Raw genomic sequence first — 15,912 nt, 5'->3', positions numbered from 1 at the left:
GGAGTGATTTAGTGCTCGAATTTGCGGATTTCACCGGTTTTCAGGCGGGCTGCATAGCTGGCCAGCTCTTCCCGCACCACTTTCATCAGGAAGTAGAGCGCAAAGACGTTCACCACCGCCATCGCAAAGATCGCCGCATCCGAGAAGTCGATGACCGGACCAAGGTTGGCCGCAGCACCAATGACGACAAAGATGCAGAAGATGACCTTGAACACCAGTTCCTTGGTGTGGCCCTCGCCGAACAGATAAGTCCAGGCTTTCAGGCCGTAGTAGGACCAGCTGATCATGGTCGAGAAGGCGAACAGGACCACCGCGACGGCCAGCACGTAGGGGAACCAGCCAAAGGCGCTGGCAAAGGCCGCCGAGGTCAGGCTGACGCCCGAGTTACCATCGACCGTGGCAATACCACCGCCATCTTCTGTCAGCATGTACAGACCGGTTTGAGGATCGATGATCAGCTGCTGGGTAATGATGATCACCAGCGCGGTCATGGTACAGATCACAACCGTGTCGATGAACGGCTCCAGCAGCGACACGAAGCCTTCGGTGATCGGCTCGCTCGTCCGCACGGCCGAGTGCGCAATCGCCGCGGAACCAACGCCCGCCTCGTTCGAGAACGCCGCACGGCGGAAGCCCTGGATCAGCGCGCCAACCATGCCGCCAGCGACGCCAAGGCCGGTGAAGGCACCCTCAAAGATCTGGCCAAATGCCCAGCCGATCTGATCCGCGTGCATGATGATAATCACCAGCGCGGCAACCACATACATAACGCCCATGAACGGCACGACCTTTTCGGTCACGCGCGCGATGGATTTCAGGCCGCCCACGATCACCGCAAACACGATACCGGCGAAGACCAGACCGGTGATCCAGCCGGGATAGTCGCCAGTGATACCCGCGATCTGCTGGTGCGCCTGGTTGGCCTGGAACATATTGCCCCCGCCCAGCGCGCCAAGGATACAGAAGATCGAGAACAAAACCGCCAGAATCTTGCCGCCCGGCAGGCCCAGTTCGTCGAACCCTTTGGACATGTAATACATCGGACCACCCGAAACGGTGCCGTCCTCGTATTCGTTGCGGTATTTCACACCCAGCGTACATTCGGTGAATTTCGAGGCCATGCCCAGCAGGCCCGCCATGATCATCCAGAACGTCGCGCCCGGCCCGCCGATACCGACGGCGACCGCCACACCGGCGATGTTCCCCAGACCAACAGTGCCCGAAAGCGCAGTGGCCAACGCCTGAAAGTGGCTGACCTCACCCGCATCATTGGGATCAGAATAGTCACCTTTGACCAGGCTGATGGCGTGTCCGAAAAAGCGGAACTGCACAAAGGCGAAATACAGCGAAAATACTGTCGCCGCGATCACCAGCCATCCCACGATCCATGGGAAACCCGTTCCCGGGAACGGTGCGAAGATAAAGCTGACAAATGGTCCGGTGAAGTCGGCGAATGCCTGATTAATCTTGTCATCCAGGCCCGGTGCTTCCTGCGCAAATGCGGGGCTGGCGAACAGAGCTGCGGATGCAGCAAGGCTCAGTTTTTGAAGCATGTTCATACTCGTCACTCCCCTCAGTTCACGACCGTGACCGGCACATCGGCGTGCATGACCAGATTCTGGGTCGAGCTGCCGAACAGGCGTTTCTTGAACCCGTCCGCCGAGGCACGCCCGACGATGATCTGTGTGCCCTTGTTTTCGACCGTGATCGCGTTCAGCGTTTCGGCCACGTCACCATGGCGCACTATGCCATGCGCCGCGAAACCTTCTGCCTTGAGCGCATCTACCGCAGGAGTGACAATGCGGTTGGTGGCCAGTTCGACCTCTTCCTCGCGCCGCTTGTGTCGCAGAGCGTTTTCTTCAGGTGTCTGGAAAGTGAAAGGGGACCATTCGATCACGTAAACCACTAGCAATTCACATGATCCGATCCGCCCGGCCAAATCCTTGGCAAAGTTGATCGCACGTTCCCCGGTTTCTGTCCCGTCCAGTCCAATGACAATTTTCGTTGTCATGACGTTCCTCCGTTATTTTTTGATTGTACCGGGGCCCGTGCCCCCGGCAGGGCAGCCGGAACCTGGAACTTTCTGAGTAGACTGCCCACGCGAACCAGTATCCGGGAAAAACACCGAAAAACAGAGGGGAAATTGCCGAACTCAACCCAGAGTCCGGCTTTTTGTTGATATTACTGTATTTTTTTCGCCCAAAAATTAGGCAAATACCGCAAACCAGCGGTGAATAAGGGGCTTTACCGTATGGGTCAGCCCGGGTCCGTGTTGTAGATCAGACGCTCATCACAAGGCGCGATACGCAGAATATTAGTGGTTCCCGGCACGTTGAAGGGTACACCGGCGGTCACAACGATCTGATCAGCCTCGGCCGCAAATCCGCCTGCCCGCGCCGCGCGGGCCGCGTTGACGACAGCACCCTTGAACCGTTCCAGCTCGGGCGTCATCACGCAGTGGCAGCCCCAGCTCAGGCACAGACGCCGCGCGGTTCCGGTGGCCGGTGTCATGGCAATGATCGGCACGCTGGGGCGTTCCCGCGCCGTCAGCAGCGCGGTGGTTCCGCTTTGGGTAAAGCAGCAGATCGCCTTGATGTCGGTCTTTTCCGCAATCTCACGCGCGGCGGCCACGATCCCATCAGCAATCGTTGTTCCCTTGGCACTGCGCGACGCGGAAATGATCTGCATATAAGTGGGGTCGGCCTCAACCTCGATGGCGACCTTGTTCATGGTCTGCACCGCCTCGACCGGGTACGAACCCGCCGCGGATTCCGCACTCAGCATGATGGCATCGGTGCCCTCGTAGATGGCGGTCGCCACGTCCGAAACCTCGGCCCGGGTGGGCATCGGGCTTTCGATCATGCTCTCCAGCATCTGGGTGGCGACAATCACCGGCTTGGCCGCGCCCCGGCATTTCCGAACCAGACGTTTCTGGATGGGCGGCACGGCAGACACCGGCAGTTCCACCCCAAGATCGCCACGCGCAACCATGATCCCGTCCGAGGCGTCGAGGATGTCGTCAAAAGCTTCAACCGCCGCAGGCTTTTCGATCTTGGACAGGATCGAGGCACGGCCATCGGCCAGCGCGCGAGCTTCGAACACGTCCTTGGCACGCTGAACAAAGCTCAGCGCCAGCCAGTCAACGCCCAGCTGGCAAACAAATTCCAGATCGTCGCGATCCTTGGCAGACAGCGCCGCCAGCGGCAGTACGACGTCGGGCACGTTGACGCCCTTGCGGTTCGAGATGGTACCGCCCACCTCGACCGTGCAATTGGCGAAATCCTGGCCGCAGTTTTGAACGATCAAACGAATCTTGCCGTCATTCACCAACAGACGCGCGCCCGGTTCAAGTGCGGCGAAAATCTCGGGATGCGGTAGGCATACGCGGCCTGCGTCGCCGGGTGCCGGATCAAGATCCAGCCGGAAGGCCGCGCCCTCCTCCAATTCCTCAGCGTCATTGGCAAACTCACCCACGCGCAGTTTCGGCCCCTGAAGATCAGCTAGGATGGCAATTGGGCTATCCAGATCCTTTTCCACCTGCCGAATGATCCGATGCTGCTCACGGATCTCGTCATGGCTGCCGTGGCTCATGTTCAGGCGGAACACATCCGCGCCGGCCTCGTGCAGGGCGCGGATCATGTCATAGTCATTGGACGCCGGACCCAGCGTCGCCACGATTTTTACATTTCTCAGGCGTCGCATTGGTGGTGTTCTCCTGACGTCATCTCTTGGTTTCGCAAAAATGTTACCGCAAACATTGCTTCACGCCGCTTATTGCGCAATTCCCTTTTCAAAGCAACTGCCCTACACCTGCGACAAACTAGATGACAGGCTTATGACGTATTCTCCGTTTTTTATCCACGGCGCTGATCGCCCGTCGCGCTGGCTGATCACCTGCGACCATGCAACCAATACAGTGCCACCCGAAATCAATGGTGGCGACCTCGGCCTGCCGCGCGAGGATATGGAGCGTCACATCGCCTATGACGTGGGCGCCTATGAGGTATCAAAGCATCTGGGCGAGATCCTGAACGCGCCGGTGATTGCAGCGAACTTCTCGCGCCTCGTGATCGATCCGAACAGGGGTGAGGATGATCCAACCCTGCTAATGAAGCTTTATGACGGCTCGATCATTCCCGGCAACCGCCACGCCGATGCGACTGAACGCGAACGGCGCCTGAACATGTGCTATCGCCCTTACCATGAGGCGCTTGGGCGCATGGCGGGCCTGCCGCATGCGGTGATTGTGTCAATGCATTCCTTCACTCGCCAGCTGCGCGGCCGTGCGCCACGCCCATGGCATATCGGTGTGCTGCACACGCCGGACGAACGGTTCTCGCGCCCGCTCGTCAACCGGCTCGAGGCCGGGGGCGACCTGTGCGTCGGCGTCAACGAGCCCTATACCGGTGTCTTGCCCGGCGATGCTATTGACCGCCACTGCACCGCCCATGGGCGCCCGAACGCCCTGATCGAGCTGCGTAACGACCTGATCGCCGATCACGCCGGTCAACGCGCCTGGGCCGAGCGTATGGCCGTGATCCTGCAGGATGCTCTGGCTGACAGCGGCCTTTGATCACACCGTATTGTGAGGCCAGCCGCTGATCCCCATATATATAGGGAAAGGGGGCGATCATGACTCAGGAGTTTCTGACTTCCGTCTTTGGCTGGATGGCGGTGCTCAACATCGCGGTTTTGCTTTTCACGACCCTGATGATCGTGCTGTTGCAGGACTGGATCGCAGGGGTTCATGGCCGGATGTTCCAGATGGAGCGTCCGGATGTGAAACGGGCGTATTTCCGGTATCTGGCGAACTATAAAATCCTGACCCTGATCTTCTGCATCATTCCTTGGCTGGCTTTGAAACTGGCCTGAGACACCGTGTTGAAACATCGCCACGGGACCGCTAGGTCAGAGACAACGATACTGTCATCCGGAGCCAGACCATGGACAAGCAAACCGAAATCGAACTTCAGGCCGCCGCGTTCCGTCGGTTGCAAAAACACCTGATGGAAGATCGCACCGACGTTCAGAACATCGACATGATGAACCTGGCCGGGTTCTGCCGCAACTGCTTGGCCCGCTGGTATCAGGAAGCCGCCAACGAAAAAGGCATCGAGATGGGCAAGGACGAAGCCCGCGAGGTTTTCTACGGCATGACCATGGATGAGTGGAAGGCCAATTATCAGACCGAAGCCAGCCCCGAGAAACAGGCCGCCTTCAAGATCGCCTTCGAAGAGAACGTAATGAAAAAGGGCTGATGCCCGGTACGAAAAAGGCCCGCCGTTTTGGCGGGCCTCTGCTTTAGATCGCGGCCTTGCGGCTTTCGTCCAGATAAATCTCACGCAGGCGTTTCGAAATCGGACCCGGCGTGCCGTCGCCCAGCGTCACCCCGTCAATCTCGACCACCGGCATGACAAATGCGCTGGCCGAGGTGGTAAAGGCCTCATCCGCCTCTTTCGCCTCATCAATGGTGAACAGACGCTCTTCGACTTCCATCTGCGCCTCGGCTGCCATGCGCAGCACCGCCTTGCGGGTGATGCCGTGCAGAATGTCGTTCGACAGCGGGCGAGTGACGATCTTGCCGTTCTTGACGAAATACGCGTTGTTGCTGGTGCCCTCGGTGACATAGCCGTCTTCGACCAGCCACGCATCGTCGCAGCCCGCTTTCTTGGCCATCATCTTGCCCATCGACGGGTAGAGCAGCTGCACGGTCTTGATGTCACGACGGCCCCAGCGGATATCCTCGATCGAGATGATCTTGGCACCTTTCTTGGCCGCAGGGCTGTCGGCCAAGCCGGGCTTGTTCTGGGTGAACAGCACTAGGCTGGGTTTGGTGTCGGCGGACGGGAATACGAAATCCCGGTCGCCATCCGACCCCCGGCTGACCTGCAGATAGATCAGACCCTCATCAATGCCGTTTAGCTCGACCAGCTTGCGGTGAATCTCCAGCAGCTCTTCCTTGGTGCAGGGCTCGGCCATCTCCAGTTCGTCCAGCGACCGCTTGAGGCGCACCGCGTGGCCTTCGAAATCGATCAGCTTACCGTCCAGAACGCTGGTGACTTCGTAAACGGCGTCTGCGAACAGGAAACCACGGTCAAAGATGGACACCTTGGCCTCGGTCTCGGGCAGGTATTCGCCATTCACGTAAACGGTGCGGGTCATGTATCTCTCCTCAGCCCCAGAGCGTCGCCACAGGCGGATGCACTCCGGCGTCATCAAAAATCAGCGGGTTGTCGCGGTCTTCGGCCAACAGAAGCGGGCCGTCAAGGTCCGTTACCATCGCACCCTGCGCCAACAGTGTCGCGGGCGCCATGGCCAGGGAACTACCGACCATGCAGCCGACCATTATTTTGTAACCTTCGGCCAGCGCAGCTTCACGCAGGGCCAGCGCCTCGGTCAGGCCACCGGTTTTATCCAGTTTGATGTTCACCACATCATATTTGCCCTTCAACGCGGGCAGGCTGGCGCGGTCATGGCAGGATTCGTCGGCACAGACAGGCACCGGGCGATCCATCCCGATCAGCGCGTCGTCTTCCCCGGCGGGCAGAGGTTGTTCGACCAGTTCGACGCCAAGCCGCACCAGATGCGGCGCTAGATCGGCATACACCTCGGCCGACCAGCCCTCGTTGGCGTCAACAATGATCTTGGACTTGGGTGCGCCTGCGCGCACGGCCTCCAGCCGGGGCATGTCGTCCGGCGTACCCAACTTGATCTTCAACAATGGACGGTACGCATTCGCAGCCGCCTGCGCCTGCATCGCCTCGGGCGTGTCCAACGACAGGGTGTAGGCAGTGATTTCAGGCCCCGGCACCGGCAGACCGGCCAATTCCCAAGCCCGCTTGCCCGCGCGTTTGCATTCCAGATCCCACAACGCACAATCCACGGCGTTTCGGGCGGCACCGGCAGGCAACAGGTCCATCAGCGACTGACGGGTGAACTCGGCGGGCAGACCCGCAATCTCGGCCTCGACCGACTCGAGCGTCTCATCATAGCGCGCATAAGGAACGCATTCGCCCCAGCCCTGATGGTTTCCGTCCGAAATCCGAACTGTCAGCACCTTTGCCTCGGTTCGCGACCCGCGCGAGATGGTGAACACCTGCGCCAGCCGAAATACATCGCGAGAGACCTCTACCTGCACGCAAACGCTCCTTCGTCTTTTCAAAAATACGCCGGGGAGAAGAACCTCGCCCCCGGCGCGTCGTTCAGATCACATCGCGGCCAGCGCGTCCACCAGCTTGCCCGAGCCGAAACGGAACGGATCGGTCGCAGGCAGACCCATGTCAGCTTCGATCTTGGCCAGATAGGCGGAGGCGTCCTCCTCGGACATGTGCTGCGTGTTGACCGAAACGCCAACGACCTGACAATCCGGGTTCGCCACCTTGGCCAATGCCAGCGCGGTGTCACGCAGGGTCTCCAGTGTCGGCAGCTGATAGGTCGGCAGGCCGCGCATATGCTCGCGGGTCGGTTCATGGGACAGGATAAGCGCATCGGGCTGACCGCCATGGATCAGCGCCATGGTCACACCTGAATAAGACACATGGAACAGCGACCCCTGCCCTTCGATCAGGTCCCAGTGGTCGTCGTCATTGTCAGGTGTCAGCCATTCCACCGAGCCGGCCATGAAGTCGGCAATCACCGCGTCCAGCGGCACACCGTCCCCGGTGATCAGGATGCCGGTCTGACCGGTGGCGCGGAAGGTGGATTTCATGCCGCGCTCGCGCATCTCAGCGTCCATTGCCAGCGCCGTATACATCTTGCCGACCGAACAATCGGTGCCCACAGCCAGACACCGCTTGCCCTTGCGCTTGATGCCATTCGCGATCGGGTAATCTACTTCGGGCACACGCACGTCGTGCAATTTCTGGCCGGTCGCTTCGGCAACAGCAACCAGATCGGGTTCATCGCTCAGCAGGTTGTGCAGGCCCGAGGCGAGGTCAAACCCTTCCTCCAACGCCATGACCAGAACCTTTTTCCATTCCTGGCTGATCACACCACCACGGTTGGCCACGCCGATGACCAGAGTTTTTGCCCCGGCTGCTTTCGCCTCGGTCAGGGTCATGTCCGTCAGGCCCAGATCGGCCTTGCAGCCGTCCATCCGGTACTGGCCCACGGCGTTTTCGGGACGCCAGTCCTTAATTCCAACTGCCACTTTGGCCGCCAATTGGTCGGGCGCATCGCCCAAAAACAGCAGGTACGGTGTCTCGATCATTGCGGTCACTCCTTTGATTCCGACGCAGGCTAAGGGACGTGCTTAACGAGTGTTTCGCGTTTTCCTTTGGGTTCGGCTGCCCGTGAGGGATTTTTTTGCGCCCATAGAAGCCAGCACGCAAAAATCTCCTAAGTTTTCACAGTGATTAATCTTTAATCACCACGCAGACCGCAACCTACGGCAGATGCTGCGATTGCATTGCCGCAGCTGCACAAAGGCGCTTGCGAAGCGTTGCGCAATTTAATACCTCATATGGCAAGAAAATCGTAATTTCCTTTCTTGCACGAGGTCCAGATGAGCTTTCGCATTCAACCCGCCGCCCCCGCGCGCCCCAACCGTTGTCAGCTGTTCGGGCCGGGATCGAACACAAAGCTGTTCCCGAAAATGGCCGCGTCAGCAGCGGATGTGATCAACCTCGACCTTGAGGACTCGGTCGCGCCGTCGGACAAGGACGCCGCCCGCGCCAATGTGATCGAGGCACTGAACACCGTCGATTGGGGCAACAAGTACATGTCGGTGCGGATCAACGGGCTGGACACGCCCTATTGGTATCGCGATGTGGTCGATCTGATGGAACAGGCAGGTGACCGTCTGGACCAGATTATGATCCCCAAGGTCGGCTGCGCGGCGGATGTCTACGCGGTGGACGCTCTGGTCACCGCCATCGAGCGCGCCAAGGGCCGTACCAAACCGGTCAGCTTTGAGGTCATCATCGAATCCGCCGCCGGTATCGCCCATGTCGAAGAGATCGCGGCCTCATCCCCGCGAATGCAGGCGATGAGCCTGGGTGCGGCGGATTTTGCTGCCTCGATGGGAATGCAGACCACCGGCATCGGCGGCACACAGGAAAACTACTACATGCTGCGCGAAGGCGAAAAACACTGGTCCGATCCGTGGCACTGGGCGCAGGCCGCCATCGTCGCCGCCTGCCGCACCCATGGCGTGCTGCCGGTGGACGGGCCGTTCGGCGATTTCTCGGATGACGAGGGCTATATCGCGCAGGCCAAACGCTCGGCCACTTTGGGCATGGTCGGCAAATGGGCGATCCACCCGAAACAGATCGCACTGGCCAATCAGGTCTTCACTCCGTCGGATGAGGCTGTTTCCGAGGCACGCGAAATTCTGGCCGCGATGGAGCAAGCCAAGGCCAATGGTGAGGGTGCCACTGTCTACAAAGGGCGTCTGGTCGATATCGCCTCGATCAAACAGGCCGAGGTGATCGTGGCACAGGCAGAACTGATCGCCGCCAACGGCTAATCAAAAAAGGCGCCCTGCGGGGCGCCCTTTTTCTTACCGGCCGAATACGTCGTTGGGCGTCCAGGTGAAACGCTCACCCTGTTTACCCGATTTCATCATCAGGCAAGAGCTTCCTAGTTTTTGGAAGTAAACAATCTTCAATGGATACCAGCCCGCCTGGGGTACCTCTACTTCGGTTCGCTGATTGGCTTCACATCCTTGAATACCGTTCACGCGGCCAATCTGTTGGCCACCAACCGAAGCTTCGATCCCGTCATTGGACCACGTTTCCAACTCGTAAATCCCCGGCGAGTCGAACCGCATATACCCGGTAACTTCGGCGGCAACATTGTATGCGCCGTCGAACGTCATGACATCCTCACCCTTGCTGGTGTCAGCATAATCCAACCCCCGAAGCGGTTTTCCGGGCTGCGCTTGAGACAGCAGGCTTTTGGCCTGGCTCAGATCTCGGATCTTCTTGTGCTGATTGCCTGTACCATAATATTTCACATTCAACCCGGCCTTGGGGTTGGGTTGCGGGTTTGCGGGTTGCAGTTTCAACGGCGCGGCCATGGTTGCCCCGGCGATCAACGCCAAGGTTGCGGCAAGCGCTCCGGTCCGAACGAATGTCATAGTCATCTCCCTGAGCTTGGCCCGTCTGAGGTTCTTCTGCCTGTTTGCCCGGACCTTTTGGTGACACTAAGACGTGAATTTTTACCCTGCAAGTCAGTTAAGGATCACATGCCCGCTCAGGCGCGCATGTCCTTGGGGGTTCCCATCACAACATAGGACGTGATCGACGTCACATGCGGCAGGGTTCCCAAAACGTCGGTGTGAAAGGTCTTGTAGGCGGCAAGGTCGGTGCATTCCACGCGCAACAGGTATTCGATCGTGCCCGTAATGTTGTGGCATTCCACCACCTCCGGCGCGCGTTGCAGGGCGCGTTCGAACCCTTCCTGCGCGGCCTTGGTATGCTCGCCCAGACCAACGCCGATATAGGCCACAAAGCCCACCCCCAGCGCCGCCGGGCTCAGCACCGCGCGATAGCCTGATATCACACCCGCGCGCTCAAGTTCCTGCACCCGGCGCAGACAGGCCGAAGGCGACAGACCAACGCGGTCCGCCAGCTCCAGGTTGCTGATGCGGCCATCGCGGGACAACTCACGCAATATTTGTTGATTTATTTGATCCAACTTCGTCATTTGTTGCGAAACTACTGCAAATACGCACGAAAACGCAATTTCATTTGGTCGTTTCGCGGCAATTATAGCAACTATGACCTATGACATCCTTTTGGCCCTGATCGTCTTTGCCTTTGTTTCGTCCATCACCCCAGGGCCGAACAACCTGATGCTGATGGCGTCAGGTGCCAATTTCGGGTTTCGCCGCACCATCCCGCATATGCTTGGGATCGGGCTGGGGTTTACCGTCATGGTCCTGCTGGTCGGTGCCGGGCTGGTGCAGTTGTTCGACAGGTATCCGGTCAGCTACACGGCGCTGAAAATCGTCTCGGTCGGGTATCTGCTGTTTCTGGCCTGGAAGATCGCACATGCGGCTCCGACCAAGAGCAAGGCGTCTGAGGGCGACCCCATGACCTTCCTGCAGGCTGCCGCGTTTCAATGGGTCAACCCCAAGGCCTGGGCCATGGCCCTGACGGCCACCACAGCCTATACGCCGGACCATACGTTGAAGGCCATCGTGATCGTGGCACTGATCTTTGGGGCGGTGAACCTGCCCTCGGTCAGCACTTGGACCGTTCTGGGGCAGCAAATGGCGCGAGTCCTCACGAACCCGCGCCGATTGGTGGCGTTCAACTGGACCATGGCCGCTTTGCTGGTTGCATCGCTCTATCCAGTCCTGTGGCCGAACTGAGTTACTTCAGCGGCAGGCAGATTTCCGTCAGCAGCTCCTCGGGCGCGGTGTCGCGGGGGTCGTTCAGGTAGATTTCGTAACACGGCTGATCCGCTGGCTCCTCACCCGATTCCGGCAACCAGTTGCCGAACAGGCTGTGATAGGCAGCCCCAAGCCCCGAATATGGACCCTTGAAGGTCATCACGGCTGTTTTGCCTCCGGGGATTTGCACGGCCTCCATGCCTTCGGGCGTTGCGTCGCCACGGAATTCAGCCCCCGCATAGCTGCGCAGATCGTCTACGGGTGCGCTGTCGGTACTATCGAGATATATGCCGATCACCGGCCCGACCTGCGGCCACAACTGGCGGGCTTCGCACAGGGCGCCGAAGGCCTCAAAGCTTTTGCCGATCTCGGCATAGGCACCTTTATGCGGCAGGCCAACAACGCGGCGGGCGGGTTCGGTTCGGGTGGTTACAGGATACATGGGATACTCTCCGGTTCTGAATCGTGGATGGGCGGGCAGAAACTGCCCGGCCTTGCGAAATGCGGCAGGGCTGCTGCCGTAGGCCTCGGAAAAGGCCCGTGCAAAGGAATTCAGGTTGGGATAGCCCACATCAGATGCGACCTGCGCCACTGGCTTGTCGGACTGAACCATCGCGATGGCCGCACGGTGCAGACGGATACGACGCACCGCCTGCGCGCAAGTCTCGCCGGTCAGGGCGCGAAACACCCGATGCCAATGAAACCGAGACATCGCGGCCACGTCGGCCAGCGCATCCAGCGACAGATCCCCGGCAGGGTTGTCGTGGATATAGTCCAGCACGCGCAGAATTCGGTTTTCATAGCTGGTCGGCATTGGTGTCCTTCCTTCACTTTGCTCATCCGTGGTTGCATATTCCGCATCCACAAATCTTGCTGAGTTGCATCCGGGGCGACGTCAGGTCATATAGCAAGGAACTTCCGCGTTGAGAGGCGTTATGACCCAGTATCTGGATTTCGAAAAACCCCTTGCCGAGATCGAAGGCAAAGCCGAGGAACTGCGCGCGCTGGCCCGTGCCAACGAAGAGATGGACGTGGCAGAAGAAGCCGCCGCGCTGGACGCCAAGGCTGCCAAGCTGCTGGAAGAGCTGTATGGCGACCTGACCCCCTGGCGGAAATGCCAGGTGGCGCGCCACCCGGAGCGCCCGCATTGCAACGATTACGTTGACGCCCTGTTCACCGAATTCACTCCGCTGGCCGGTGACCGGAACTTTGCCGACGATCTGGCGGTGATCGGCGGCCTGGCCCGGTTCAACGATCAGCCGGTGATGGTGATTGGCCACGAAAAGGGCTCGGACACCAAATCGCGGATCGAACGCAACTTTGGCATGGCGCGCCCCGAAGGGTATCGCAAGGCCGTGCGCCTGATGGAAATGGCCGGCCGCTTTGGCCTGCCTGTGATCACTCTGATCGACACGGCGGGTGCGTATCCCGGCAAGGGTGCCGAGGAACGCGGCCAGTCCGAAGCCATCGCGCGCTCGACCGAGATGTGCCTGAAAATCGGTGTGCCGCTGGTATCGGTGATCATCGGCGAAGGTGGTTCGGGCGGGGCTGTGGCCTTTGCCACCGCGAACCGCGTCGCAATGCTGGAGCACTCGGTCTATTCGGTGATCTCGCCCGAGGGCTGCGCCTCGATCCTGTGGAAGGACGCCGAAAAGATGCGCGAGGCCGCCGAAGCGCTGCGCCTGACTGCACAGGACTTGCATAAGCTGGGTGTCTGCGACCGGATCATCACCGAGCCCAAGGGCGGCGCCCACCGGGACCGTGAAGCGACCGTTGAATCGGTACGCACAGCGATTGCCGCCATGCTGCAAGAGCTGGACGGCAAAGATGCGGCGGCCCTGATTCAGGACCGCCGTCAGAAATTCCTGGATATCGGCTCGAAAGGGTTGGCGGCCTAACCGCCCAACTGCCGCAGCAATTCAACAGAGGGTTTGCCGGTAACGGCCAGCCCATTGGCGCGCTGATATGCGCTGATCGCGGATTCGGTATTCTTGCCGATCACCCCGTCCGCGCCCTGCGTGTCGTAGCCCGCCGAGGTCAGGCGGCGCTGAAGCTCTTTACGGTCCTCCAGCGTCAGCCCCGTAGCATCCGGCCCGAACGAGGCCTGAAACGGCGCACCGCCCGCGATCCGGTCAGACAGATGCCCGACCCCAATCGCATAGCTGTCCGAGTTGTTATAGCGTTTGATCACCTGAAAGTTGCGGAAGACGGCAATGCGCGGCCCCGGTTGTTGCGGCTGCAACACCGCGACCGGCGTGCCCGAGACAGTACCGGCTTCACCCCCCCAAGGCTGTCCCCGCACCCAACCCGCGCGCGCCAGATAAGCGGCGGTTGAGGCCAGCGAATCCGTCGGATCATCCGACCAGATATCCCGCCGCCCGTCGCCGGTGAAATCCACCGCATAGGCTAGATAAGACGTCGGGATGAACTGTGTATGCCCCATCGCTCCGGCCCAGCTGCCGGTCATGTTGGCAGGGCTAGTGTCACCCTCCTGAATAATCTGCAGCGCGGCCACCAGTTGCTTTTCAAAGAACGCGCCGCGCCGTCCGTCATAGGCCAGCGTGGACACCGCCGAGATCACCGGCACATCTCCGCGCCGCGCGCCATAGCGGCTTTCCAGCCCCCAAACGGCCACGACCACCTCTTTGTCGACGCCATATTTCGCCTCAATCTGCGACAGGGTGCCTGCGTGACGCACCAGCATCTGCTTGCCTGTGTCGATCCGCTCGTCCGAAGCCGCAATCGCCAGATAATCCTCAAGCGAGCGTTTGAATTCGACCTGATTGCGGTCGCGCTCGATCACCTCGGGCAAATAGCCAGACCCCTGAAAGGCAAGGTTGAGGGTGTTCTGTGAAATCCCTTGCGCCGACGCCCGGCCCTTGAAACTTGCAACCCAGGCGTCCCACCCGGCATTGGGCACCGGTCGCATCCGCGAGGCGGGCGTGTTGGTTGGGGCACCGGTGGAACAGGCGGTCAGCAAGGCCGACCCGAGGCCCAGTGAAAATATCCGTCGATCGATCATGATTGAAATCTGCTCTTGTTGTGATTTGGACCAGAGTAACCCAGACCCAATCTTCAGGCCACAACGACAAAGCCAATCAGGGGCAATTTCCGACCTTCGGCAACAAGCCGCTTAGCTGACCAGCAACCGCAGACCCTGTGTCACATCCGAGCGGACCGCCAGCCGCAAACCCGGCTCGTCTCCGGCCTGCAACGCTGCGATGATCAGCTTGTGGTTATGCGGAGGATCGGTCCGCCGCAACCTGCCATAGAGCGCGCGCATGGTTGGGCCCAACTGCAGCCAGACTGTTTCCGCAATGGCCAACATCGCCGGGGCCTGCGCCCGCAGATAGAGCGTGCGGTGGAACTCGAGATTGGTTCGGATATATCCGACAGCATCGCGCTTGGTGACCATCTCGGCCACATTCATGTTGATGCTCTGCAACCTATCGATCAGAGCCATATGCGCACGCGGCAAAGCGCGGCTGGCCAGTTCGACCTCAAGCAATGCGCGCAGGGCGGCCAATTCCTCGATCCGGTCATTTGTCAGCTCGGGCGTTGAAACGCGGCCAGACGTGGACAGAAACAACGCCCCTTCAGCCGCCAAGCGCCGCACCGCTTCACGCGCGGGGGTCATCGAAACACCGAATTCCTTGCCGATCCCGCGCAGGGTCAGCGCCTGCCCCGGCGCCATTTCGCCATGCATGATTCGAGAGCGCAACGTGCGATACACCCGATCATGTGTCGCGCCGTGAGAGTCGGAGGGTCGTGTGGTCAACATTCCCAATTTGTGATCACAAAAAGACCCGAGGTCAACTAACCGCGGCATCAAATCTGTACTGGTGCAGCTGCGCCCCGTTGTCGCGCAACCAGAGCCTCTGGTCGCCGTAATCACCGAAAATCCGTTCGACCTGCGCCCAGAATGCGGGCGAGTGGTTCATCTCGGCCAGATGCGCTACCTCATGCGCGGCGACATAGTGCAGAATCTCAGGCGGGGCGAGGATCAATCTCCAGGAAAACATCAGCCCCCCGGCAGAGCTGCACGACCCCCAGCGCGATCGGGTGTCGCGGATGGTCAGGCTGGAATAAGACCGGCCCAGCATCGCCGCGTAATCATCACAGGCCCCGGTCAGACGGTCCCGCGCCAATTCCTTGAGAAACCGCGCCAGACGCCGTGCCTCGGCTCCTGCGGGCACGGCGATCTCATCGCCCTGCAATAGTACGCGGCGGCCTTTTGCAGGAACGATTCGCCGCTCCACGCCTTCGATGGGGATTGTCTGACCAAACTGAACGACTGCCGGGTCGGGGCGATCCTGCAAATGCTGACGTATCCACTCTTCCTTGGAGCGGGCGAAACTCAGCGCCTCAGACTCGGGCACACCCTGCGGGTAGGTCAGCGTAACCCGCCCGTCCAGTTGGGAAATCCGCAGACTGATCCGCCGCGCCCGCGCTGATTTGCGCAACGTCAGCGGCACCGGAGGCGTCCCGGGCAGTGCGTGATCTCCCATATGCCTGTTTCTCCTGCTCAAAGGCTTTGACAGTGCCCGCTGCATGTGGCACGTGACCTGAATCGT

At 60.1% G+C, this 15,912-nt stretch carries 18 protein-coding genes; 6 read left to right on the top strand and 12 right to left on the bottom strand.

Annotated features, from left to right (window positions below; all coding sequences use genetic code 11):
* Positions 1-8: 8 nt before the first annotated feature.
* The 3 genes from GOX88_RS08570 to pyk form a co-directional block, all read right to left on the bottom strand.
* The gene (locus tag GOX88_RS08570; RefSeq protein WP_437436421.1) at positions 9-1,553 is read right to left on the bottom strand and encodes an alanine/glycine:cation symporter family protein; all 1,545 of its coding nucleotides are present in this window, start codon (positions 1,551-1,553) and stop codon (positions 9-11) included.
* A gap of 20 nt (positions 1,554-1,573) precedes the next feature.
* Positions 1,574-2,011 (bottom strand): universal stress protein, encoded by a 438-nt coding sequence (locus GOX88_RS08565; protein WP_170400755.1) that lies wholly within the window; start codon positions 2,009-2,011, stop codon positions 1,574-1,576.
* A 245-nt stretch (positions 2,012-2,256) separates the two neighbouring features.
* Positions 2,257-3,702, bottom strand: coding sequence for a pyruvate kinase (gene pyk, locus GOX88_RS08560; RefSeq protein WP_170400754.1), 1,446 nt, complete (start codon positions 3,700-3,702; stop codon positions 2,257-2,259).
* Between the two features lie 133 nt (positions 3,703-3,835).
* Here pyk and GOX88_RS08555 point away from each other — a divergent pair, with 133 nt between their 5' ends.
* The 3 genes from GOX88_RS08555 to GOX88_RS08545 all read left to right on the top strand — a co-directional run bounded on the left by GOX88_RS08555 (position 3,836) and on the right by GOX88_RS08545 (position 5,258).
* Positions 3,836-4,573 (top strand): N-formylglutamate amidohydrolase, encoded by a 738-nt coding sequence (locus GOX88_RS08555; RefSeq protein ID WP_170400753.1) that lies wholly within the window; start codon positions 3,836-3,838, stop codon positions 4,571-4,573.
* 59 nt (positions 4,574-4,632) lie between these two features.
* On the top strand, positions 4,633-4,872 hold the full coding sequence (locus tag GOX88_RS08550; RefSeq protein ID WP_170400752.1) for a DUF6868 family protein: 240 nt from the start codon (positions 4,633-4,635) through the stop codon (positions 4,870-4,872).
* 71 nt (positions 4,873-4,943) lie between these two features.
* Positions 4,944-5,258, top strand: a complete 315-nt coding sequence (locus GOX88_RS08545; RefSeq protein ID WP_170400751.1) for a DUF1244 domain-containing protein — start codon at positions 4,944-4,946, stop codon at positions 5,256-5,258.
* A gap of 43 nt (positions 5,259-5,301) precedes the next feature.
* Here GOX88_RS08545 and GOX88_RS08540 read toward each other — a convergent pair whose 3' ends face one another.
* The 3 genes from GOX88_RS08540 to dgcN form a co-directional block, all read right to left on the bottom strand.
* Positions 5,302-6,162, bottom strand: coding sequence for a D-amino-acid transaminase (locus GOX88_RS08540; RefSeq protein WP_170400750.1), 861 nt, complete (start codon positions 6,160-6,162; stop codon positions 5,302-5,304).
* A 10-nt stretch (positions 6,163-6,172) separates the two neighbouring features.
* Entirely contained in the window at positions 6,173-7,138 is a 966-nt protein-coding gene (dgcA, locus tag GOX88_RS08535; RefSeq protein WP_170400749.1) for an N-acetyl-D-Glu racemase DgcA, read from the bottom strand.
* A 69-nt stretch (positions 7,139-7,207) separates the two neighbouring features.
* Positions 7,208-8,209: an N-acetyltransferase DgcN gene (gene dgcN / locus GOX88_RS08530; protein WP_170400748.1), complete on the bottom strand. Its 1,002-nt coding sequence runs from the start codon at positions 8,207-8,209 to the stop codon at positions 7,208-7,210.
* A 294-nt stretch (positions 8,210-8,503) separates the two neighbouring features.
* On the opposite strand from dgcN, the gene GOX88_RS08525 reads away from it, so the two are divergent.
* Positions 8,504-9,466 carry an L-malyl-CoA/beta-methylmalyl-CoA lyase gene (locus tag GOX88_RS08525; RefSeq protein WP_170400747.1) on the top strand — a complete coding sequence of 321 codons (963 nt, stop codon included), beginning with the start codon at positions 8,504-8,506 and terminating at the stop codon, positions 9,464-9,466.
* Between the two features lie 33 nt (positions 9,467-9,499).
* Here the strand turns inward: GOX88_RS08525 and GOX88_RS08520 are convergent, their stop codons facing one another.
* Positions 9,500-10,078 carry a PA14 domain-containing protein gene (locus GOX88_RS08520; protein WP_170400746.1) on the bottom strand — a complete coding sequence of 193 codons (579 nt, stop codon included), beginning with the start codon at positions 10,076-10,078 and terminating at the stop codon, positions 9,500-9,502.
* 116 nt (positions 10,079-10,194) lie between these two features.
* Positions 10,195-10,647, bottom strand: coding sequence for an Lrp/AsnC family transcriptional regulator (locus tag GOX88_RS08515; RefSeq protein ID WP_170400745.1), 453 nt, complete (start codon positions 10,645-10,647; stop codon positions 10,195-10,197).
* A 73-nt stretch (positions 10,648-10,720) separates the two neighbouring features.
* Here GOX88_RS08515 and GOX88_RS08510 point away from each other — a divergent pair, with 73 nt between their 5' ends.
* The gene (locus GOX88_RS08510; RefSeq protein ID WP_170400744.1) at positions 10,721-11,317 is read left to right on the top strand and encodes a LysE family translocator; all 597 of its coding nucleotides are present in this window, start codon (positions 10,721-10,723) and stop codon (positions 11,315-11,317) included.
* 1 nt (position 11,318) lies between these two features.
* Here GOX88_RS08510 and GOX88_RS08505 read toward each other — a convergent pair whose 3' ends face one another.
* Positions 11,319-12,152: an AraC family transcriptional regulator gene (locus tag GOX88_RS08505; protein ID WP_170400743.1), complete on the bottom strand. Its 834-nt coding sequence runs from the start codon at positions 12,150-12,152 to the stop codon at positions 11,319-11,321.
* Between the two features lie 121 nt (positions 12,153-12,273).
* On the opposite strand from GOX88_RS08505, the gene GOX88_RS08500 reads away from it, so the two are divergent.
* Positions 12,274-13,236: an acetyl-CoA carboxylase carboxyltransferase subunit alpha gene (locus GOX88_RS08500; RefSeq protein WP_170400742.1), complete on the top strand. Its 963-nt coding sequence runs from the start codon at positions 12,274-12,276 to the stop codon at positions 13,234-13,236.
* Here GOX88_RS08500 and GOX88_RS08495 read toward each other — a convergent pair.
* The 3 genes from GOX88_RS08495 to GOX88_RS08485 form a co-directional block, all read right to left on the bottom strand.
* On the bottom strand, positions 13,233-14,360 hold the full coding sequence (locus GOX88_RS08495) for a lytic murein transglycosylase (RefSeq protein ID WP_170400741.1): 1,128 nt from the start codon (positions 14,358-14,360) through the stop codon (positions 13,233-13,235). The genes GOX88_RS08500 and GOX88_RS08495 overlap by 4 nt on opposite strands.
* 111 nt (positions 14,361-14,471) lie before the next feature.
* Positions 14,472-15,119 carry a GntR family transcriptional regulator gene (locus tag GOX88_RS08490; RefSeq protein WP_170328406.1) on the bottom strand — a complete coding sequence of 216 codons (648 nt, stop codon included), beginning with the start codon at positions 15,117-15,119 and terminating at the stop codon, positions 14,472-14,474.
* 31 nt (positions 15,120-15,150) lie between these two features.
* Entirely contained in the window at positions 15,151-15,846 is a 696-nt protein-coding gene (locus GOX88_RS08485) for a M48 family metallopeptidase (protein WP_170400740.1), read from the bottom strand.
* Between the last annotated feature and the right edge of the window lie 66 nt (positions 15,847-15,912).

The organism is Ruegeria arenilitoris, from assembly GCF_013030985.1.
GTDB classification, from domain to species: domain Bacteria; phylum Pseudomonadota; class Alphaproteobacteria; order Rhodobacterales; family Rhodobacteraceae; genus Ruegeria; species Ruegeria arenilitoris_B.
Note: the sequence above shows the minus strand (reverse complement) of the source record. Positions and strands in the feature narration are given on the sequence as shown.